Here is a 19,889-nt window from a genome sequence, read left to right on the forward strand (position 1 = left end):
TAAAATAATTTCAAGTTATTTGAAGCTATCATAATGGCAATAAATAGATTAGACTATTATATTTATCTTTCTCTGGAACGGTTCTGTCAAGTTGAGGTTGATGGAACAAAATCAAATGACAACGAAATTTCCTAGCGCCGATATGCCCCCAGGCAATCACCCCACATCAAACCCGCGCCGTCAGGCATTACATGGACAACAAAAAGAAGAGGCATGTCCTCATAAACGAGAGGACTGGGAAAAGGCCAACCCCGGCATTTTTGGACATTTTTTATGTTATATCATTTTGGAATTTATTCCCACATTTTGTTTAACCATTTTTCTTCCATTGCATGCGTTGTCATTTAGTTGCTTCGTGTTAAACATTCACATTTCAGCCAGATCTTTGCATATTAATTTTGCCTGTTCCAACACGGTCTCTGTTGCTTTCTTTTGTTTATCCGGAGGATAACCATATTTCTTTAATATCCTTTTTACCATAACTCTAAGTTTTGCCTGGACACTTTCTTTCAATGTCCAGTCGATTGTCACATTATTTCGTACAGTATCAACAAGTTCTCTTGCGATGATTGTTAATTTTTCATCACCCAGAACCTTTACTGCACTATCATTTACTTCCAGGGCATCATAAAAAGCAAGTTCTTCATCATTTAAATTTAATTTTTCTCCCCTGAGTCTTGCTTCACGCATCTCTTTTGCCAGTTCTATTAATTCCTCAATGATCTGCGCGGTCTCTATGCTTTTATTCTGGTATCTTTTGATAGCTTTTTCAAGCATATTGGCGAAAGATTTGCTCTGGATCAGATTCTTTTTTGATCGAGTTTTTATTTCATCATTCAGGAGTTTTCTGAGCAGTTCAAAAGCAAGATTCTTATGAGGCATCCTTTTAACATCTTCTAAAAATTCATCGGATAATATTGAGATATCCGGTTTTTTCAATCCGACAGAATCAAAAATGTCAATGACCTTATCTGAGACAATAGCTTTGGAGATTATCTGCCTTATAGCAGAGTCCAGTTCTTCCTGTGTTTTACCTGCAATTACTGTGGTTTTAATAAGCCCTGACCTTATCGCCTGGAAAAATCCAACTTCATCACGAATCCTTAAAGCTTCTTCATGCGGGACAGCAAGAGCGAACGCCTGTGATAATCTGGTTACATATTCTAAATATCTTTCTTTACCATTCTCCTGCTTTATTATGAAATCCATAGCAGCAGGGATAAGTGACATTTTTTCCCTTGACGATGCTGTGAAGAATTTTGTATAATCAAATCTATGGAATAAAGCTGCCGTCAATTCATATTTTTCTAGCATCAGTGCAACAGCTTCTTCTTTATCCAGTGTGGTTTTACCCCTTCCACCGCTTTCAGTATATTCCGATAGTGCTTTCTTCAATTCATCAGCTATTCCAAGGTAATCAACAACAAGTCCTCCAGGTTTATCCTTGAAAACACGGTTCACCCTGGCGATTGCCTGCATCAATCCATGACTGCGCATTGGTTTATCGATATACATTGTATGAAGGCTTGGCGCATCAAATCCTGTTAGCCACATATCCCTCACTATCGCAATCTTAAGAGGGTCGTCAGGGTCTTTCATGCGGTCTCCCAGAGCTCTTCGCCGGGGTTTAGTCCGGATATGTTCCTGCCAGCTTAGATCATCACTTGCAGAACCTGTCATGATAACCTTAATAATTCCTTTGTCATCATCCCGATCATACCATTTGGGTCTCAATTTGACAATCTCATTATGAAGGTCAATGCATATGCGCCTGCTCATGCAGACTATCATGCCTTTGCCATCGAGGACTTCAAGCCGTTTCTCAAAATGGTCTACAATGTCCTTTGCGATAATTTTTATGCGTTTTTCACTGCCCACTATTGCTTCAAGTCTTGCCCATTTGCTTTTCAGCTTTTCTTTTTTCTCTACTTCTTCGCCCTCTGTGACTTCTTCAAATTCAGGATCGATCTTGGGGCGCTCATCCTGCTTTAATTCCAGTTTTGCAAGCCTGCTTTCATAATAAATCCTTACGGTTGCGCCATCTTCAACCGCCTGCTCTATATCGTAGATATCGATATAATTTCCAAATACGGCAGGTGTGCTCCTGTCTGATTTTTCGATGGGCGTCCCTGTGAATCCGATAAATGAGGCATTTGGCAGGGCGTCCCTCATGTGTTTGGCAAACCCATCAATAAAGTCATACTGGCTCCTGTGCGCCTCATCCGCTATGACGATGATATTTCTTCTTTCAGAGAGCAGGGGGTATCTGTTACCTTTTTCTTCAGGGAAGAATTTCTGTATCGTTGTAAAGACTATACCCCCTGATGCAACCCTGAGAAGATCCTTTAATTGATCTCTTGAAGTTGCTTGTTCCGGTTTTTGTCTTAGAAGTTCATGACACCGGCTGAAAGTACCAAATAACTGGTCATCAAGGTCGTTTCTGTCCGTCAATACAACGATCGTGGGATTGTCTAATGTCAGAACAAGTTTTCCCGTGTAAAAAGCCATTGTCAGGCTTTTTCCAGAACCCTGTGTATGCCAGACAACGCCGCAGCGCTTATCTCCCTGTGGGCTTGATGCCCTGAATGTTGTTTCAAGCGCTTTGTTCACAGCATGGTACTGATGATATGCAGCGAGTTTTTTATGGATATCCTGTCTTTCCTGCTCAAAAACTATGAAGTGCCTTATCAGATCAAGCAGTATTTTTTTATCTAACATCCCCTGAAAAAGAACTTCTAACTGCGGCATAGCCGAAGGTGCAATTTCTTTTCCCTCGATCGTTTTCCAGGGCATGAACCTCTCTTTGTTAGAGGTTATAGTTCCTGATCTTGCTTCTATTCCATCGCTTATAACCATAATCTCATTGTAAGGGAAAAGCGTCGGGATCTGGTTCTTGTAAGTTTCAAGCTGGTTAAAAGCAGTCCATAGCGTTGCATTTTCATCAGCGGGATTTTTCAGTTCAATGACAACGAGAGGCAAGCCATTTATGAAAAGGATTATATCAGGTCTTCTGTTATTGTTGTTTTCAATAACAGTGAATTGATTTACAGCAAGAAATTCATTATTGTGCGGGTTTTTGAAATCAAAGATCCAGACCTTATCATTCGCAATGCTTCCATCTTTTCGCCTGTATTCAACATCCAGTCCCTCAACCAGCTTCTTATGAAAGTTCTGGTTGTTAGTGATGAGCTGCGGGCTTTCTGTTCGTAATACCTTTTTCACGGCTTCTTCCCTTGTTTCTCCGGGTATATCGGGATTGATTCGATTAACGGCATCTCTTAGCCGTTTGACAAGAACAACATCTGAATAGCTTTTTCTTTCAGGGGAGATCCCATCAGGCGCAATATCAGGTCCATAAAGGATTTTGTATCCCATTTCTGAAATTATCTCAAGAGCTGCGGTTTCGACTTCTGATTCAGTCATTTTCATTTTATACCGCTTCCATTGAGCAGGATGTGATTTTCAACAACCCTTTTATAAAATGCATCACCCTTTTTTGCCATAGCTCTCCATTCTGATAATTTTAAAACAGATAAACTTACCTCTTTTTCCAGTTCTTCCTCAAGTCGTTTTGCCGCTTGTATGAATATTTCTTTCCTTGCAGATGTCACAATCAGAAAATCGATGTCACTTTTTTCGTCAAAATTACCTTTTGCATAGCTTCCAAAAAGAGCAAGGGAAATTATATTCGAGTCAATTTCAAGGAATTTCTCTTTTGGTTTTGAGGATAGCACAAAAGCAATACCGTATGCCTTTTTCAGCGGCTCAACCATGCTATTATCGGAATCCAGCCTGTAAATATGAGCCAGGCCTTTTTCTTCCTTAGACAGCAGCCCGTATTCCTCGAAGGACTTTACAGCACCGCTCACGCTTGCAGGGCTGACATTAAGTATCCTTGCAAGCTGTTTAATATGGAAAGAGGTATTTGGATTTGCAAGGAAATGAGCCAGGATTTTCCATTTTACATATGTTCTGAATAGTTCAATCAAATGAACCACCGTTCAATATATTAAACGCAAGTTCAGTATAAAAAACTATTCCAAGAAAATAAAGCAATCAATTTGCCTCTACAGACATTTCATATGCCTTTTTCATTAACTGTCTAACGAGTGTTTCATCTTTACCTGATGCTGTATATTTTTCTGAGAGAAGAAAATTTCGAATATTTTCAATATGCATTTGAGTCTTTCGAATTTCGGATTCATATTCTATGATTTCGGAATCCGGTATATTCTTGTTATACCGCATTCGAACTCCTTTTGAAAATGTTTCCCATAATAATTCTTCGAGTTCCTTAATGAGTTCATATTGCTTTTTTCCAGATAAAAGATCAAGGCATAATCGTGTGGTATCGTCCCATTCCAAATAAGTATCATACAATTCAGAGAATTCTTTGTCTGGAAATTCTGAGAGTAATTTATCAAGTACAGGTTCCAAAGTCTCTTTTTTTGAAATTAATCCTGCTTCAGTCCTGTTTACAATATCAATATATTCCTGGAAAATAGAATTAAATTTGTATGGCGCGTTAATCCCTCTATCATTACTTAATTTTCAATTTTTCAATCCTGCTAATATGCTTTTTCAAGCCGAGTGAGCGTATCCTTGCTTATTTTCCATAATTCCGCCATTGTTTCTTTCCAGTCTTCATCTGCAAGTATTCGCAAACCCACAACATCCGCGATGCGCTTGTGTCTGATGGCACTCCTTATATGATGACTCTTTTTTCGTACCAATGGACTGGTTTGAACGCTTCTGGACATATTTATTAATAAACCGTATTTATAAATAAACTTCCCTTTGTGAAATAATCATCCCACGTTTACCCGAATCTCACACGACACCAGCTTCGGGAGGAGGGCATCGCGGATTTAACAACTAATCTCCTGAGTTGCATCATATTATTATCGTTTCGCCAGTTTCAAAGCCTGCTTCATGTCGATTGGTTTTAATAAATTTACAAGTGGATTAAAATGATCATCATCTGTTAAAATATGCCTGACATTTTCAACTATGCCCGTCGCCGCTATCAGCGAATCAATTGTCGGTATGTCATATCTCAGGCGCAACTCTCCTGCACGCGCTGCAATTTCCTGAGTTACATTAACTAGAACGATCTCGGATGATTTAAGCTGCCTGACCGTAGTTTTCATCCGATTTGAATCTTTCATACCAAGATTCTTGATCAATTCTGTAAGTGAGACCGTTGAAGCAATACCAATAATTTTTCCATCATCTATGGCATCCGCAAAATCCGTATATGGAGGCTCATTTTTGCAGAGCATCGCCTCAATATACATAGTATCTACCAGGACTGTATTCATCGATCTCTCTTGCGATCTTCTATTATTTCTTTTGTTACAGCTTTAATATCAAGATCCGGCCAGGTTCCGCAAAGTGATCTGAGTTTTGTCCGCGGCATTAATTTAATACTACCCTCTTCTTCCTCTAAAAATAGCATATGCCCTTCTTTCAATTTGTATTTTTTCCTGATCTGAGCAGGTATGACTACCTGCCCTTTTCTGCTCATCCTTATTTTTTGCATTGTTTCACCATGGTCGATTCAGTTGTACTATGTTAGACTACGTTGGACATAGATATATGTTTTATCGTATTCACCCGAATCTCGCCCGACATCAGCTTCGGGAGAAGGGCATCTCGGATTGCAGCGAGCGTGCGGGATTGTTTTTCGTTGATTGTTATCTGTTTATCCAATGTTTGGACTAATGAACCAAACCAGTTACGTAGAGTTTCAGGTGGTAAAATAACCTTAAAATCATGTACGTCTGACTTGGTTACCGAGCCAAAAACCGTTCCTTCTGCTTCAAATTTATTCCATCCAGTCTGAGTAGTATGAAGCAAATAATAGAGGTATCCAGAATGCTTTCCTTTTAAGCGAAGCGCTGCAACTCCTCGCCCAATTGCACATCGTTCATCTGCTATATTAAAAGTTCCAACAGGCGCACGAACACTTAACAGAACATCCCCTTCTTCAGCAAAGCGGGTTGGCACTGTGCAGTAAACCCTCCTACTTGGAAATCGGAAGCCAAAATCGCTGATTCCTTGATAAAATGGTAATCCATCCCCTATTTCATTATAAGTTTCGCCAGGCGGTGATTGTCCCATTGTAATCTCGCAGATGTCTCCAAGCGTCCCAACTCTCCACCCCTTCGGCACCTCCCCAAGCTCCGTCTCCACCATCTCCCCGCCACTCGACCTGTAGGGCTTGCCCTCCTCATCCGGGAACTCAAAATCAGCGAACCAGAGCCTGAAAAGCGCCTGCCCGATGGCTTCGAGGGTGGAGTTCATCGAGCGGTTGAGGGCGATTTTTTCATCGAGAGCGCCCAAGGTATTAGCAATTTTATTTTGTTCATCTTCAGAAGGTAAAAGTATATCTGCATTCTCTATAACATCAGGATTGAATGCTGGATAGGTAGAAGTATGAGTGTCAGCGATTTGTGTAAGAAAATTTGTAAACTGGTCGGTTGTCAGATAGTAGTATAAATATTGCGGATTCGCTTTATAAGATGTTATTACTGCAAAACCTGTAGATGCGACTGTATTTTCCTTTGCTTTCTTTATAAATGTGAAATGTTTTAAATTTGGTCTGACGGTAGAAATTAAAATATCATTATCTCTTACAATTCTTTTGGCTCGACTTGGTGCTTCAGAAATAGATAACTTTTGTGTGTTCAAAATTTGTCTATTTTCTATCGATGAAATATCTATGTATTCTATCAGATCATATTGATAGTTCTTGTATATTGATAATTCATTAATTCTGGCGACGTCTTTAACTTTTACAACTTGCCAATCATCCGAAATGTCTTCGGTCTCAGTTTCCTTTAACTCTTGCTTCATTATCCTTCTATTTTACATTGTCTATTTCCTAACGTAATCTGATCATTTATTTCGTATAGGTCAGAATTAATATCATAATTTATTGTGACTGTTGCTGATAAGTCTCTACTATCTTTGATAGTTTTTAAGAATTTAGTTTGATAATCATTTAACTCTGTCGTCCAATATAACTCCGCTGTTCCCTTTTTTTCAATTCTTTTACGCGATATCATCTTACCCTGATAAATAACTGGTTGTTCGCCTCTATCCGACCTAATCCAAATTTCAAGAAGAGCCCTATCAAAAGTAATTTCAAGATACTGGGATTTATTAATTATCTTAAGATATAGTGTTGCATGTGGTATTTGAGAATTTAAGATAAACGTGAGAGGATTACTACTTCTCACATCAAATTCAATATCTTTTACAAATTTATCTTTTCGATAAATCCTTTTCCTTAGCCACGGCCAAAATCTGCCAATTGATTGAAAAAATATTTCATTAATTACATCTTGAATCATTTTCACTTCCTATTTCAAAAAATATTTTGAGTTTGTCTCCTTTGATTTGGGTTACAAAATCCATATCCAACCCTTCCAAAAAAATTCTTATACATTCTTTTCTCGCCTATCTGTTTTTTCATCCCCCCACCACCTCCCAGTACCCGCCCCTGTCAGCGCCGATGCGATGAATCAATCCTATATTCTCAAACTCGAACATCTCTCACTTCCTGCCATGCCTGAAAACATGCACACCTGCTCTTTTATCCTGCTGGACAACAGCATATGCCCGCTCTCTTGCTTCTTTCTCGCTCTGCCCTGAAGCAATAATGATCTCTTCAAAAACCGCAAACCATGCTGTTAATGAATCGATTTCGCTTAATTTTTTTCCGGCATATTTTGCATATGCCCTGCCGATCTCAAGAGAATACACACTTTTAAGAGCCGGATTCTTTTCCAGGATATTATGTATTTCTCCTCCATATTCCATCCTGCGGTCAGCGCTTCTCAAATAATACCTGAGAAGCTCTTCATCAGATTCCTTTTTTTCCACAACAGGCTCATCCAGAGATGTTATTATGCCGAACATGCTTTTTGTTTTTTGGTACTCATCTTGAATACTCCGCCTCATATTAGGGCCAATAAGTATCCCGTAAGAGCTGATTTGCCCGCAGTATGTTATTTTTCCCCTAAATTGAAGAAGGATTGTATTAACATATTGAGGTAGAAATGGAGGCATTACATCCTTGATTTCATCGCGCAGCCCAACAACACCGTAAGCTTTCTGTTCTTTCTCTGTAGTTAAAAAGATAGTATGGTTCTTTAAATGAGTAACTATCAGGAACTTACCTTTTACAAACTTCTTCCAGCTTTTTATTATCTCAAGCTCTTCATGAGTGAAGCTAAATGGATTTTCAGCAGCAAAAGAATCGATAAGTTCAGGATTAGTGAAGAGCTTCTCATGAAGATTAAAAATATCTTCAGGTTTCTCATTCTTTAACATGGGTTCTTTCAGATTTTTAATAACATGGAATTTCTGGTTTGTATAAAACAAAAGCGACCAGATTAACCTGTAAAATAGATCCGTGTCTTCTTTACTTAATTTCATTTTTGTATTCCTCCTGAAGCGGGCTTATCCAGAGATGTTATTACGCCAAACTTCTTTCTTGCTTTCTGGTACTCCTCCTTTTCGATATTATCCAATTTTTTATTAAATGCTTTGTCTGCTCCGTCATTTTTTCACCACTTCCCAAATTCCACCTTTATCAGGTCCGATTCGTTTAATAATATTGTCTTTTTTCAATTTCGCAATTTGCATCTCAATAGCCCGTGATGATAAGCCCATCTTTTCTGCAATCTCATTTGCACTGATAGCTGGATTTTCCTTTATAAGCAGAATTATTTTCTCCGAAGTTTTCTCCGAAGTTTTCTCCGAAGTTTTCTCCGAAGTTTTCTCCGAAGTTTTCTCCGAAGATTCTCCAGCCTTAACTAATGGGAATGTAATCTTATAAAAATCAATGCCACCTGAAACCACTGGTTCATCATAATACGTTTTCCAGCCATTGATCATCTTATCAAAACCAGAACCTGCATTCTCAGCAAGTTTTATGACCCTGAAAATTCTTGTAACAATAGGATTTCTTGGCATAGTGAAATCTTCCTTCATGATGGATTCTATGTCCTTGGGCAGACTTCCAGGGTTTAAGAATTCGATCCTGTCAAGGAAAACCCTGATCCTGGGTTTCATAGGGCTGAAATAATCAGAATGCATCAAAAGATTCACCAGCGCCTCCCGTATAGCGACAAGCTGGGGCAGATTATCAGTTGCCAAACCGTCTGCCCTCAATGTAAAAGGCAGATCGATCTTTTTCATCAGGCGCTCAAATATGCTGAAATAGAACCTGAATAGATTCTCTTCCTCAAAAAGCCTGTAACTGTACCGTGTCGGCGCATCAGAATAGGACGTTCCCATAATCTCCAGATAATCAACCCTGAAATCTGTAAGCATACGATTGATATTGTCCTCCCTGCCAAAGACAAGCATGCCACCGATTGTGATTTTACTATCTACCACAACCTGCAGCTTTTCAAGCAGTTCTATTGTCGACAGTTTATTATACCTGTGCTCCCGATTAACATTCTCCATATAGGTTCTATAATCTGAGATCGTTTTCCCATCCAGGTCATCAATTGTAAAATCTGTCAGTTCCTTATCCTTCAGACCAAAAGCAGAATCCCGATACATTGCATCAATTTCCACATCCGTTGCCTGCTGATCTCCGCTACCGGTTCTGATAAACGTATTTTTTCTTGAATTAAAATAAACAGGTTTCTGTTCAGATGCAGGAATATAGAAAGCAAGAACGATTTTTCCATCAATATTGTACTTTACACACCTGACCTTTATCTTTTGATTAAACTTTTCCCCTCTAAGGGTAGTTGTAAAATCCTGCTCGATCTTTTCAGCACCCTCAACACCAATGATCTTGAAGGTCTTGTCAACCTGACTTACTCCAAAAACAAGCCAGCCACCATTTGTATTCGAAAATGCGCTGACCGTTTCAAAACTGCTTTTAGGAATGGAAGTCTTCGCCTCTTTCACCTCGAAATCTTCCCATTCAAGTTCTTCCAACCGGTCGAACAATTCCTTCTGATCCATGAACTGATTTGTTCGCTCCTTCATTTATCCACCACCTCCCAGTACCCGCCCCTGTCAGCGCCGATGCGCCGGAACCATGGAATTTGTGCAGCAAGTTGCTGCATAAATTCAAAGTCGGAGTAAGTTTCAGCAAACTTTTTCATATATTTCAGGTTCCTCGGAGAAAATCCTTTCAATTCCGGGAAACTTATTTTCAAGTCATGTGATAAGCGGTCAACAATCTTGGAACCCCACCCTTCATTATTCTGCTTATCAGATATCGTTTTCCCGATCTCCCAATACAAAATAATCATTTCTGCATTTACTGAAAGGGCAGCTTTTACCTGTGCTGTTTTTATTCGATGTTTCAGTTTATTTAATACCTCTAAATAACTAAAATCAGGTACAGATGAGTTCATAATCTTTTTCATCCCCCTGCCACCTCCCGGTACCCACCCCTGTCGGCGCCGATGCGCCAGGGCAACATCTCAAATTGTGGGGACAACATACCCACTATTCCAGAAGTAGAAATATTATCATCCATTTTGATTTTGCCTAAAAACCGCGGGTCTTCGCAATAGCCATGTTTGGTCTGGCAATTAATTTCAAAAGAGACCCTTCCAGAACAGCCGGAACTATGAAAAGAATCAAGACTATTTACAGTGACATCATTAAGGTTAAGAATGATATCTGCATCTTCAAGATATTTTTCTTTTTTTTTCATTTTCAACAACCTCCATTTAAAGCTTCATATTCTTAATCTAAACCTTAAATCCCAGCCCTGCAAGATTCTTCCCTATCTCCCCTTCAAGTTCTCTCGACCTCTTGAACTGCCCCGCCAGTTCCCCCGTCAGCCTCGCCATCTTCTCCTCAAAAGGCTCCCCATCCTTCTCAACCTCCTCCGCGCCCACATACCGCCCCGGCGTCAGGATATGCCCATGCTTCCTGATCTCATCCAGCTTAACCGCCATGCAGAACCCCACCACGTCCTCATACTTCCCGCCCTCCCCGCGCCATGCGTGATATGTAGAGGCTATTTTCTGGACTTCATCATCAGTTAGTTCCCTGTGCCTCCTATCCACCATAACTCCCATCTTTCGCACATCAATAAAAAGAACTTCTCCGCGCCTGTCCCTGAATTTATGGTTTTTCTTATCCCGCGAAACAAACCAGAGGCAGGCAGGGATCATGGTATTGTAGAACAATTGCGATGGCAGCGCCACCATGCAGTCAACAAGATCAGCCTCGATGATATTCTTTCGTATCTCGCCTTCTCCCGAAGTATTTGAAGACATCGAGCCATTAGCAAGCACAAACCCTGCAATACCTGTTGGCGATAAATGATGAATGAAATGCTGCACCCATGCAAAGTTTGCATTCCCTGTGGGTGGGACTCCGAATTTCCATCTGATATCTCCCTTAAGAAGTTCACCTTTCCAATCGCTGTCGTTAAAAGGCGGATTGGCGATCACAAAATCCGCTTTCAGGTCCTTATGAGCGTCATTCAGGAAACTCCCTTCGTTGTTCCACTGCACATTTGCATCAATACCCCTGATCGCAAGGTTCATCTTGCACAGGCGCCAGGTGGTCCGGTTTGATTCCTGTCCATAAACCGCGATATCTCCAATTCTTCCTTCGTGCGCCTTCACGAATTTCTCACTCTGCACGAACATGCCGCCTGAACCGCAGCATGGGTCATAGATACGTCCTTTGTACGGCTCAAGCATCTCGACCAGGGTTTTGACTATTGATCTCGGTGTATAGAATTGCCCGCCTTTCTTGCCTTCTGCGTCTGCAAATTGTCCTAAAAAATATTCATAGACCCGCCCCAGGATGTCCTTGGATCTGCTTTCATAATCCCCAAGACCAATCGTGCCTATGAGGTCTATCAGCTCTCCCAGCCTTTGCTTATCAAGAGCAGGCCGCGCATAATTCATGGAAGAAAGAACACCTTTCAGTGAAGGATTATCTCTTTCGACAGCATCCATAGCTTCGTCAATAATTTTGCCGATGATTGGCTGCTTTGCGTTTTTCTTTAGATGCTCCCACCGCGCTTCTTTTGGAACCCAGAAAACGTTTTCTGCCCTGTATTCGTCAGGATCTTCAGGGTCTGCGCCAAGGACAGATTCTCTGGTCAAAAACTGGTTTTTCTCTTCAAAGGCATCAGAGATATATTTGAGGAATATTAAACCAAGAACCACATGCTTATATTCGGCAGCATCCATGTTATTTCTCAGTTTATCGGCTGTTTGCCAGAGCTTTTCTTCAAAACCCAGATTTGCGCCATTGCCATTGGTTTTACCTTTTGCCATTTTTGGTGCCCTCTTATTTTATCAAATTCACGCCTTTGTCCTCTATCACCATAAAACCACAACCCTATATAGTTTAGATAATAATAAAATCTTTGTATAAATTAAATTTCTGAAATCTAATTTTTACCAGAATCGGCTGTCTATGACTGTTTCCTAAAAAATACGGTAGATATGACAAGAATACTGAAGTTGAATTATAAATGGCGTCAAAGTTTAATTTACTGAAAAGATAACTGGCCTGACGATAATGGATTATCATACAGTGCAAGTTGGGATATTTGTGATATTATGCAACCGGTGATATCTTGTTAAACCCGCCAGTGGCGGCGCTTCCATCGGGGGGTCTGGGGTTCACAACCCCAGCGCGGTAAAGCAATGTTGACTGAATGTGTTAATTGTAAGCTCCATCTTACGATTTTTTCAAGCGCCATGCAAGCAAAAGTGCGCTGACCGTGAATATAACCGGAAGGAATGGTGTTGCCTTCGCCGAAGTTCCCGCAGGGGAGGGGGTCTTTTCAGGCACGGTGACGGTGTACTGCTCATCGAGGATGTAGGGGTTGACGATGGTGAATTGGATTATCTCATCATTCTTAGTTTTGAGATCATGAAACTGAACAATTATATTTATGGGTGCATTTCCATTTTTCCATGCTCCATTCGGAGCTAGTGACCATGTATATGTTTTAGACCAATTAGACTCTATGTTTAAATTGGATATCTTTTCATCTATTTTACTAGGTCCACTTAAAACGTCATAAGCAGTAGTTACTCCTGGCTCTTTTAATTTTAACGACACATGTCCATTAACTTTTGATAATACATCCAATTTCAATTCTATGGGTTCTCCGATCTTTAATTGAACACCATTTACGGTTGCATTTTCTCCATTAAACCACGCTCTAACACTACCATATTTATTTTCTGCACCTGCCACAATTTCAAAATTTAAAAATAATAATATTAAAATTAGAATTAATATTTTAAATTTCATTTTTTCACCTTAAATCCTGTGGACTCTTCGATAATTACCCAATCTTTGTCCCCTACTCCATCAACTTTACCCGGAGGTACAACTATGAAAGTTCCTGTCGTAAAATTGAATTTAATTGGTAGATTGCTTCCAATAGATAAACCTGTTACAGGATCATACACATCCAGAACATCTTGTCTCACATACACCTGCGCCTCATGTCCGAATATCGGATCAGGATGCACCTCATTATCCACATCCTGCACCTCAAACTTCACGAACTCACCCTCAACATCAATAGACCATGCATTGAAAGTCGCGATCCACGGCTCAAGAGATGGCAGAATATGAACTCCATTTCCTCCCAGCAAATTAATATTCCTCAATTTCAACGTATAAAGCTGCTCCTCACCGTATGGCATCTCCGCATCCAAGAAATTCGGCTCCTGGTTGATCAACAAAGTCACGCTCTCATTCCACGCCTGAAGCTTCCCTGGCTCATAAATATTCCCATTCTCATCCACATGATATGCCCTCATACTCACAGCAAGAGGCAGCTTGAACCCGCGAGACAGGAACTTTGTAGCATCACGGTTTGCCTGCTTCACTTTATCAGGTTCGGAAAAGTTAATCTTAATCTCATCATCAATCCTTTTACTCCCTTCAGAAAACTTCTCCCGTATCTGGTACTTCACCTGGTCAACATACCACTCCCGGATAACAGAAATCACCTTTGCACCTGCGCTATTATATTTCCCTGAATAATAATCCGGCCTATTCACATACCCCGCCTCTCTCACAGAAATCTTCCCAATCAGGTCATCCCGCGCAGCATTGATCAGGTCAGAAGGAACAGGATAATTCTCATAATTGATATCAGGGTCAAGATGAATATCATTCCTCATCCGTTCAGTAATATCATCAACCGCATAATGCGACTCCCCAGAGACCCATGAAGGTTCATCCACTGTAAACGATTTTCCATCAGTATCACCATTTAAGCCCATGTTCTTCAGGTTCGATATTTTATTAGAATCGAAAATGTTCCTGTATTGCAGGTATGCAGGTTCAAGATTCGGGTCTATGTAATCAACCCCATTCAAGAGATTCAATCCGTATGTCACATTCTTTGAAACATAAGTCCCGAGCAAATCGTTCTTAGAAGCAAGAGATTTCCCTGCAAAATCAAGATTAATATTGGTATTCGAGTTCTCAACAGCCTTCAACGTGATCGCGACCCTATCCATGCGCGAATCAGTAGTGGTCATATAATTATACTGCGGCACCTGCTTCGTACAACCTGCCCCGCAAGATACCGTGATCCAGTACGTGTGCCTCCAGACATGGTTTCGCGTCCATGTGAGTTCCCAGGTTTCACCATACAGGTTTCCGGGAATATACGAGTCTTTTGCTATCGTTCCTGTCTGCGTCATGCTGTCAGGTTCGCCCCATTCCTCAATACTGTCACTTTCCTCATATCCGTCATGAGATCCAGGATAATCCGTTGTTTGCCTTGCAACACCTGTTGCAAATAAAGTACTGTAAACCGGGATAATGACAGCGCTTATCTTCTTGTTCACGATCGAGCCCTCAGGCTTTGAATCATTGTTGAGGTAATCAGTAATAACCGTGGTATTAAAATCGTATTTTCCTTTCTGTGATTCTTCCTTTGCCTTATCAGGATCATCAGTTGAATTATACGCATCCTCCTTCGGGTCAACTTTGATAGAATTATTATCAAGCATCACATCCTCGTATTTCTTTTTCTTTCCCGAAATCGTGTATGCGGTCTGGTTTGCATATTCAACAAGGCTCATCGGGTCAATTGAGTTAAAAACAAAACCCTGGTCAAGAAGCAGTGCCCCGTTAAGGATCAGGGAAAGGTGCGTATTATTAACAATGTTAAGAGGCGTGTGTTTTCCATATTGCATATATCCCCGGCCCCATGTGTATGCCATGGCAAACGCAGTTGTCTCGGTCATCACTGCATTTGTACCGTTAACTCTTTGTTCGTATTCTTCAGTAAGATCATGCAAAAGCGGATATCTGGATGTGATAAGTGTTTCCACGATTGTGTTCTCGCTCAAAAGTTCTGATTTCATATCAAGATCATTAAGATGAATTTTCACAGGTATGGATACTTTCCAGTATGTCTCATAACCATTTCCATTCTTTCCAGGTTCAAATAGCGGCGGACGTATAGTCCTGTTGAGTTTTGTTCTTATCGGAGTAATGGTTATTTTTTCCCATGAATCAGGAGGTTCCACGTTCACTGAATATTTGCCGTATGTGAAAGTATCGTACATGTAGTTTGATACCATATACTCATCAAATGTTTGATTTGTCATGGCTCGCGCCCAGTTCATGTTGAATTTATAAGTGTCACCGTTTGTTCCGTTGTAGTACTGGCTTGTATTATCAGGGTTGATAACAGGTGTTTCTCCAAGTTTCTTGAGTGCTTCCATAGCCGCATAGTTTAAAGCACGTTTCAGGTCTGCCTTTGCATATGCCAGCGCCTGGTCCGGTGCTGATATTTCAATATTTGATGACATGGTCTTTGCCATTTTTATATCCATGCGTGTGAGATTGAGTGAGATGATGGTGGACAGGATTACGAGGAATATGCCGATAACAACGAAGGGAACGCGGGCTGAGTCATCGCGGAGGAAACGGGTTTTATTCATTTTCATTTCCTTTTCTCCCATAAAGACAATGTCGCCTGCGCGCGATTAATGTTTATTCGTGAAAAAACTTCAATAATGATCCTGTCTTTTGCCTCAACTATCGTGATGGCATTATTCACATACATATCCGCAAGTTCAGTAGAGAATGATCTGATCTCTTCACCGGTTGCAGCCTGTATTTCTTCTTTTGCAGCTACTTTAAGATAATCTTTGAGTTTATCTGCCATTGTTCCTGATAAGTCGGCGCTCACGTTATTCAGTGTATTATTTATCCCGTCATTTATTTCCTGGTTAAAGGATGTTTCAGAATCCAGCAGGAGGCCATTGACATCTTCGATCATCTTGTTCCTGGACTCATCAAGAACTGGGCCCAGCTTTTGATCTACTATCAGGTCAACGGAATCATCGACTGTATCATTAATTATATTATTTATTTTATTAGAGATCTCCATCTCTATCACATTCCGGGCCGATTCATTGTTTTTCAATTCTTCCAGTGTAAATGAAAAGTTTCCGAACCTGCTGTTATTGAAATTATTCTCGATAATATCCTCCACTTGTTTTCGTGAAATTACGATATGATAAGGCATCGTGATATATGCTGATTCCACGTATGCATTATCAGGTACAGGTTCCCCGATATCCAGGTCTCCCCCGATGGGTACGCCGGTAAAAGGCCGCCACAATACTGTGAAATTATAACCATACCTGTCCCCGATCTGCTCATCAAGATAATTTTTCATGATACTTTTTGAACTGTTTGAATAATTTGTCATCATGAAATTCAATTGTGTTCTTGTCCCATTGTAATAAATAACCCACTGCACTGCCGCATTTTCAGCCGCAATATCAGAAAAAGTCTTATGTCTTAATTCTTTTCCCGCGATTATTTTTTTACCCGTTGTAAAAACCGGGGAATTATTCAATGGGCCGGCAACTGCATCCAGCTGGTCGCCTGCTACTATGTATTCAAATTCATACACCTTTCCATTCAGAAGCGTGAGCAGTGTATCCCCCGAATTCTCCTGGCTCTTTGATTCAAGCGCCGATTTGATCTGGGTGTTGCCTGTTATTGACGGAAGAAGTATCATTGCTGAAATAGAGATCATGATAAGGAACAGGAATATATCAAAAGTTGTAGAGAAACCCCCTGTATCTTTATAAAAACCGTTCTTCCTCTTCCCCTTCCTGTTCTGCTTCACTTTCATCATCATTTTCTCCATATTTTAACAGTAAGTATACCTGGCTGCTCTTCTACATCATTGAACCTGACCGTTACTGGTATTGAAGCAGAGACACCGATCTTTGATTCGCTTAAGTCCGGGTTTTTGATAATGATGTTATATGCCCTGTTTTCTGAATTTGAATCGATCTTGAACATGAAATTGTAATAAGAGCCGTATTGCTGGAATATTTCAGCAGGGTCGAGTTTTTCCATTTTTTCCGAATCAATCACACCAGGGTAGCCGCCAGTCAATGCACTATCCCTGCCAAGCTTCTTAGCAAGATTTGCTGCATCCTCGTAATGCCCTGCGATGAAGGATTTTTCCTGGTATGTCGTATAAGCCTGGGTAATGACGGCGATAAAAACAATAAATCCAACAACAGCCAGAGCCATAGCTGGAAGCTCAGTATATGGCTCTATCATTCCTTTTTCATCACTGGTAAACGAAGACATAATCTCTTTTTTGAATTTCCGTTTGATTCTTATAATGGATTATTACCTTTTCGATGAACAAAGGCTTATTAAGGTCAGGGATAAAAGGGCTCACAGCAAGCTCTTTTCGTGTTGATTCAAATATCGTGTCCACTTTTTGTTTATCAACCTCAATATCAAGAGGACTTGATACGTCCCCATTTCTTCCGCCACCTATCGCATCGCTTACATATTTTCGAAAACCGGATGTATTGCTCCAAATACTGTTCGGGGGATAGACATGCGTTATCACAGGTTCGGCATGTATCAGTTCCCTGTCTCCCCATATGGGAGAGCTAAGATTCGAGTGTACAGTAATATATTCCGTGGATATTTCTATTCTCATATCCCTGTTATTCTCTTCGAAAACATAGTTGTATTTATATCCCGGTATAGTAATACTGTCAATAGCTTCTATTTTTGAGGTTATATCAGAGGCTATGGTATCAAGATCCAACCTGCTCTCCCGCTCCTGGAACATCGGGTATATTTTAAAAGCTGCAAGAAGCAGTATTGCTGCAAAAAGGATCAATCCGATCCGCGTAATAAAAAAATCAGCCCATGCTCTATCATTTCGTATGAAAAATGCAAATCTTCCGGTTTTATTCGATCTTGACATAGGTACCGTTTTTGTTTTTTACAAGTTCCATCGTCAGGTCATACTCTCCGGGATAAAGCACGAACGGCCTGTCCAATCCCGTAGTGTTTGAGGAAAAACGGGCGATCGATGATCTTGTTTGCACCCGGCCGTCATTCAGGACATAATAGAATACATTATCAGTGTGCAGATTTCCTGATTCCGGAGGACTAACATTACCATCAGTGGTAGGCATTCCCCCAAAAACAACAAATGCGGCATTATCCGGTATTTCTACATGTATGTTTTCCACAGTTCCTGAGAAGTCTGCAGGATCATCGATATCCTGCGCTCCTCCCTGGATATATATCAAAGAAGCGCGCTTATCGATCAGATCAAGCTGCCCTTTGAGCTTTTTTTCATTTGCATTGTCTATGAAAAGATATACAGCCTTTGCAGACAGGCCGATAATAACCGATAAAAGAATAACAGTAACCACAAGTCGCATTGGCAGGCCTTCGGCAGCTGAGTCATTATCAAGGAAATTATCAGGGGTCATAAAGCAGGTTTATTCATTTTTCAAACGATTTTGCCGCCAAAATAGCCTGATACAATAAGAATTTATCTATCTTTCAAAAGGTCTATTCTGTTAATACCCTTTAAATCATCGAAGTGAGCGTCATCAGAAACAATCTCATTTAAATCATTCTTGACCATAGTCGCATAATGAATTGCATCCCCCAGTTTCCAGCCTTTATCCGGCATCGGAAGTGCTTCTGTGAAAATTTCCGGATTAAAGGGTAGCAGCATCACTCCATGCTGGTTTATCTCTTTCAATATTCCTGCTATTTTTTGTCCTGAAAGCTTTTTGCCTTTCAGGAATGCATATATCTCGACCATTGTATGAACAGATGTCGCTGCGGTCTCCTTTCCTGAAGCTACAGCTTCAAGGTACATCTGGGCTGCGTCTCCCAGCCTGTTATCCCCTATAAGGTTGGCTATGAATATGTTTGTATCTACGTATTTCATTCCGCCCCCATAGCCGCATATCCTTCTTCAATACCCTCATCTATTGTGCCTTCATGCCTGATTATCCCGTGAACTCTCTTTACAGACTGGGTACTTCCACGGTGAGGATAAAGTACTGCCCTCCCTTTCTCGATAACGAATTCCACAGTTTCCCCTATATTGATCCCCAGTGCCTTACGAACATCTTTTGGAATAACTACAAGATATTTTTCATGGACTTTAACTTCAGTCATAGTTAAACGTATAACGTTATACGATAAAAACTTTATTGTGTCATGAAGACCCTCCTGATAAAAACCACCTTTCATCATAACATAATTATTTAACCTTTGATGCAAGTACTGATTTCAATGATTTATATAAAGAGGTAGGACTATGGTACGGTTAGAACGAGAGGGAAATTCGTTCGTATTCATAACAGGGAAAACTCAACCTGTGCAGGATATAAATATCCTGATAAATGCGTTATCTGAATTGCGAAATGGTTCTCCCGATGCCTCAAAAATAAAGGAAGGGCTTTTGTATATTGATAATTCGAACGAGTCTGATATCCGGAATGAAATTAAGAACATACTCAAAAAAGCCCTGGAGAGTAAAGGAACAAATGTATAGATAAGAAACGTATAGATAAATCTCATATTTTAGG

General features: G+C 40.4%; 22 protein-coding genes. 1 reads left to right on the forward strand and 21 read right to left on the reverse strand.

What is annotated here, in order from left to right:
* Positions 1-366 precede the first annotated feature (366 nt).
* The 21 genes from CL181_RS03960 to CL181_RS04060 form a co-directional block, all read right to left on the reverse strand.
* The gene (locus tag CL181_RS03960; protein ID WP_097298024.1) at positions 367-3,423 is read right to left on the reverse strand and encodes a type I restriction endonuclease subunit R; all 3,057 of its coding nucleotides are present in this window, start codon (positions 3,421-3,423) and stop codon (positions 367-369) included.
* A gap of 2 nt (positions 3,424-3,425) precedes the next feature.
* Positions 3,426-3,989: a nucleotidyltransferase domain-containing protein gene (locus CL181_RS03965; protein ID WP_097297947.1), complete on the reverse strand. Its 564-nt coding sequence runs from the start codon at positions 3,987-3,989 to the stop codon at positions 3,426-3,428.
* 67 nt (positions 3,990-4,056) lie between these two features.
* A complete protein-coding gene (locus tag CL181_RS03970) occupies positions 4,057-4,437 on the reverse strand; it encodes a hypothetical protein (protein ID WP_097297948.1) in 381 nt (126 codons plus the stop codon).
* 131 nt (positions 4,438-4,568) lie between these two features.
* Positions 4,569-4,760, reverse strand: coding sequence for a hypothetical protein (locus CL181_RS03975; protein WP_097297949.1), 192 nt, complete (start codon positions 4,758-4,760; stop codon positions 4,569-4,571).
* Positions 4,761-4,901: 141 nt separating this feature from the next.
* Positions 4,902-5,321, reverse strand: a complete 420-nt coding sequence (locus tag CL181_RS03980) for a PIN domain-containing protein (protein ID WP_097297950.1) — start codon at positions 5,319-5,321, stop codon at positions 4,902-4,904.
* A complete protein-coding gene (locus tag CL181_RS03985) occupies positions 5,318-5,542 on the reverse strand; it encodes an AbrB/MazE/SpoVT family DNA-binding domain-containing protein (RefSeq protein ID WP_097297951.1) in 225 nt (74 codons plus the stop codon). Before CL181_RS03985 ends, CL181_RS03980 begins: the two co-directional genes overlap by 4 nt.
* 32 nt (positions 5,543-5,574) lie before the next feature.
* Positions 5,575-6,858, reverse strand: a complete 1,284-nt coding sequence (locus CL181_RS03990; RefSeq protein ID WP_097297952.1) for a restriction endonuclease subunit S — start codon at positions 6,856-6,858, stop codon at positions 5,575-5,577.
* Positions 6,858-7,358, reverse strand: a complete 501-nt coding sequence (locus CL181_RS03995; RefSeq protein ID WP_097297953.1) for a hypothetical protein — start codon at positions 7,356-7,358, stop codon at positions 6,858-6,860. Before CL181_RS03995 ends, CL181_RS03990 begins: the two co-directional genes overlap by 1 nt.
* Before the next feature lie 202 nt (positions 7,359-7,560).
* On the reverse strand, positions 7,561-8,445 hold the full coding sequence (locus tag CL181_RS04000) for a hypothetical protein (protein WP_097297954.1): 885 nt from the start codon (positions 8,443-8,445) through the stop codon (positions 7,561-7,563).
* A gap of 123 nt (positions 8,446-8,568) precedes the next feature.
* A complete protein-coding gene (locus tag CL181_RS04005) occupies positions 8,569-10,020 on the reverse strand; it encodes an RNA-binding domain-containing protein (RefSeq protein WP_097297955.1) in 1,452 nt (483 codons plus the stop codon).
* Positions 10,017-10,406 (reverse strand): DUF1016 N-terminal domain-containing protein, encoded by a 390-nt coding sequence (locus tag CL181_RS04010; RefSeq protein WP_217993083.1) that lies wholly within the window; start codon positions 10,404-10,406, stop codon positions 10,017-10,019. Before CL181_RS04010 ends, CL181_RS04005 begins: the two co-directional genes overlap by 4 nt.
* The gene (locus CL181_RS04015) at positions 10,403-10,699 is read right to left on the reverse strand and encodes a hypothetical protein (protein ID WP_097297956.1); all 297 of its coding nucleotides are present in this window, start codon (positions 10,697-10,699) and stop codon (positions 10,403-10,405) included. Before CL181_RS04015 ends, CL181_RS04010 begins: the two co-directional genes overlap by 4 nt.
* Positions 10,700-10,736: 37 nt before the next feature.
* Positions 10,737-12,287, reverse strand: a complete 1,551-nt coding sequence (locus CL181_RS04020) for a class I SAM-dependent DNA methyltransferase (protein WP_097297957.1) — start codon at positions 12,285-12,287, stop codon at positions 10,737-10,739.
* A 409-nt stretch (positions 12,288-12,696) separates the two neighbouring features.
* The gene (locus CL181_RS04025; RefSeq protein ID WP_097297958.1) at positions 12,697-13,278 is read right to left on the reverse strand and encodes a sarcinarray family MAST domain-containing protein; all 582 of its coding nucleotides are present in this window, start codon (positions 13,276-13,278) and stop codon (positions 12,697-12,699) included.
* Entirely contained in the window at positions 13,275-15,947 is a 2,673-nt protein-coding gene (locus CL181_RS04030) for a hypothetical protein (RefSeq protein ID WP_141398783.1), read from the reverse strand. Before CL181_RS04030 ends, CL181_RS04025 begins: the two co-directional genes overlap by 4 nt.
* Positions 15,944-17,155, reverse strand: coding sequence for a hypothetical protein (locus CL181_RS04035; RefSeq protein WP_141398784.1), 1,212 nt, complete (start codon positions 17,153-17,155; stop codon positions 15,944-15,946). The genes CL181_RS04030 and CL181_RS04035 overlap by 4 nt, the downstream gene beginning before the upstream one ends.
* On the reverse strand, positions 17,152-17,619 hold the full coding sequence (locus tag CL181_RS04040; RefSeq protein WP_097297961.1) for a hypothetical protein: 468 nt from the start codon (positions 17,617-17,619) through the stop codon (positions 17,152-17,154). Before CL181_RS04040 ends, CL181_RS04035 begins: the two co-directional genes overlap by 4 nt.
* Positions 17,600-18,256, reverse strand: a complete 657-nt coding sequence (locus tag CL181_RS04045; protein WP_097297962.1) for a hypothetical protein — start codon at positions 18,254-18,256, stop codon at positions 17,600-17,602. The genes CL181_RS04040 and CL181_RS04045 overlap by 20 nt, the downstream gene beginning before the upstream one ends.
* Positions 18,240-18,773, reverse strand: a complete 534-nt coding sequence (locus CL181_RS04050; RefSeq protein WP_097297963.1) for a hypothetical protein — start codon at positions 18,771-18,773, stop codon at positions 18,240-18,242. The genes CL181_RS04045 and CL181_RS04050 overlap by 17 nt, the downstream gene beginning before the upstream one ends.
* 62 nt (positions 18,774-18,835) lie before the next feature.
* Positions 18,836-19,243, reverse strand: coding sequence for a type II toxin-antitoxin system VapC family toxin (locus tag CL181_RS04055; RefSeq protein WP_097297964.1), 408 nt, complete (start codon positions 19,241-19,243; stop codon positions 18,836-18,838).
* Positions 19,240-19,476 carry an AbrB/MazE/SpoVT family DNA-binding domain-containing protein gene (locus tag CL181_RS04060; protein ID WP_176505050.1) on the reverse strand — a complete coding sequence of 79 codons (237 nt, stop codon included), beginning with the start codon at positions 19,474-19,476 and terminating at the stop codon, positions 19,240-19,242. Before CL181_RS04060 ends, CL181_RS04055 begins: the two co-directional genes overlap by 4 nt.
* 142 nt (positions 19,477-19,618) lie before the next feature.
* On the opposite strand from CL181_RS04060, the gene CL181_RS04065 reads away from it, so the two are divergent.
* Positions 19,619-19,855 (forward strand): hypothetical protein, encoded by a 237-nt coding sequence (locus tag CL181_RS04065; protein WP_097297966.1) that lies wholly within the window; start codon positions 19,619-19,621, stop codon positions 19,853-19,855.
* Positions 19,856-19,889 lie beyond the last annotated feature (34 nt).

Source organism: Candidatus Methanoperedens sp. BLZ2 (assembly GCF_002487355.1).
Taxonomy (GTDB): domain Archaea; phylum Halobacteriota; class Methanosarcinia; order Methanosarcinales; family Methanoperedenaceae; genus Methanoperedens.

Coding starts and splice junctions, on each gene's coding strand:
- CL181_RS03960 (WP_097298024.1), bottom strand. CDS start 3,423: ATGACTGAATCAGAAGTCGAAACCGCAGCTCTTGAGATAATTTCAGAA.
- CL181_RS04055 (WP_097297964.1), bottom strand. CDS start 19,243: ATGAAATACGTAGATACAAACATATTCATAGCCAACCTTATAGGGGAT.
- CL181_RS04015 (WP_097297956.1), bottom strand. CDS start 10,699: ATGAAAAAAAAAGAAAAATATCTTGAAGATGCAGATATCATTCTTAAC.
- CL181_RS03975 (WP_097297949.1), bottom strand. CDS start 4,760: ATGTCCAGAAGCGTTCAAACCAGTCCATTGGTACGAAAAAAGAGTCAT.
- CL181_RS03990 (WP_097297952.1), bottom strand. CDS start 6,858: ATGAAGCAAGAGTTAAAGGAAACTGAGACCGAAGACATTTCGGATGAT.
- CL181_RS04030 (WP_141398783.1), bottom strand. CDS start 15,947: ATGAAAATGAATAAAACCCGTTTCCTCCGCGATGACTCAGCCCGCGTT.
- CL181_RS04040 (WP_097297961.1), bottom strand. CDS start 17,619: ATGTCTTCGTTTACCAGTGATGAAAAAGGAATGATAGAGCCATATACT.
- CL181_RS04045 (WP_097297962.1), bottom strand. CDS start 18,256: ATGTCAAGATCGAATAAAACCGGAAGATTTGCATTTTTCATACGAAAT.
- CL181_RS03995 (WP_097297953.1), bottom strand. CDS start 7,358: ATGATTCAAGATGTAATTAATGAAATATTTTTTCAATCAATTGGCAGA.
- CL181_RS04060 (WP_176505050.1), bottom strand. CDS start 19,476: ATGACTGAAGTTAAAGTCCATGAAAAATATCTTGTAGTTATTCCAAAA.
- CL181_RS04010 (WP_217993083.1), bottom strand. CDS start 10,406: ATGAAAAAGATTATGAACTCATCTGTACCTGATTTTAGTTATTTAGAG.
- CL181_RS04020 (WP_097297957.1), bottom strand. CDS start 12,287: ATGGCAAAAGGTAAAACCAATGGCAATGGCGCAAATCTGGGTTTTGAA.
- CL181_RS04025 (WP_097297958.1), bottom strand. CDS start 13,278: ATGAAATTTAAAATATTAATTCTAATTTTAATATTATTATTTTTAAAT.
- CL181_RS04035 (WP_141398784.1), bottom strand. CDS start 17,155: ATGATGATGAAAGTGAAGCAGAACAGGAAGGGGAAGAGGAAGAACGGT.
- CL181_RS04050 (WP_097297963.1), bottom strand. CDS start 18,773: ATGACCCCTGATAATTTCCTTGATAATGACTCAGCTGCCGAAGGCCTG.
- CL181_RS04065 (WP_097297966.1), top strand. CDS start 19,619: ATGGTACGGTTAGAACGAGAGGGAAATTCGTTCGTATTCATAACAGGG.
- CL181_RS03985 (WP_097297951.1), bottom strand. CDS start 5,542: ATGCAAAAAATAAGGATGAGCAGAAAAGGGCAGGTAGTCATACCTGCT.
- CL181_RS03980 (WP_097297950.1), bottom strand. CDS start 5,321: ATGAATACAGTCCTGGTAGATACTATGTATATTGAGGCGATGCTCTGC.
- CL181_RS04005 (WP_097297955.1), bottom strand. CDS start 10,020: ATGAAGGAGCGAACAAATCAGTTCATGGATCAGAAGGAATTGTTCGAC.
- CL181_RS04000 (WP_097297954.1), bottom strand. CDS start 8,445: ATGAAATTAAGTAAAGAAGACACGGATCTATTTTACAGGTTAATCTGG.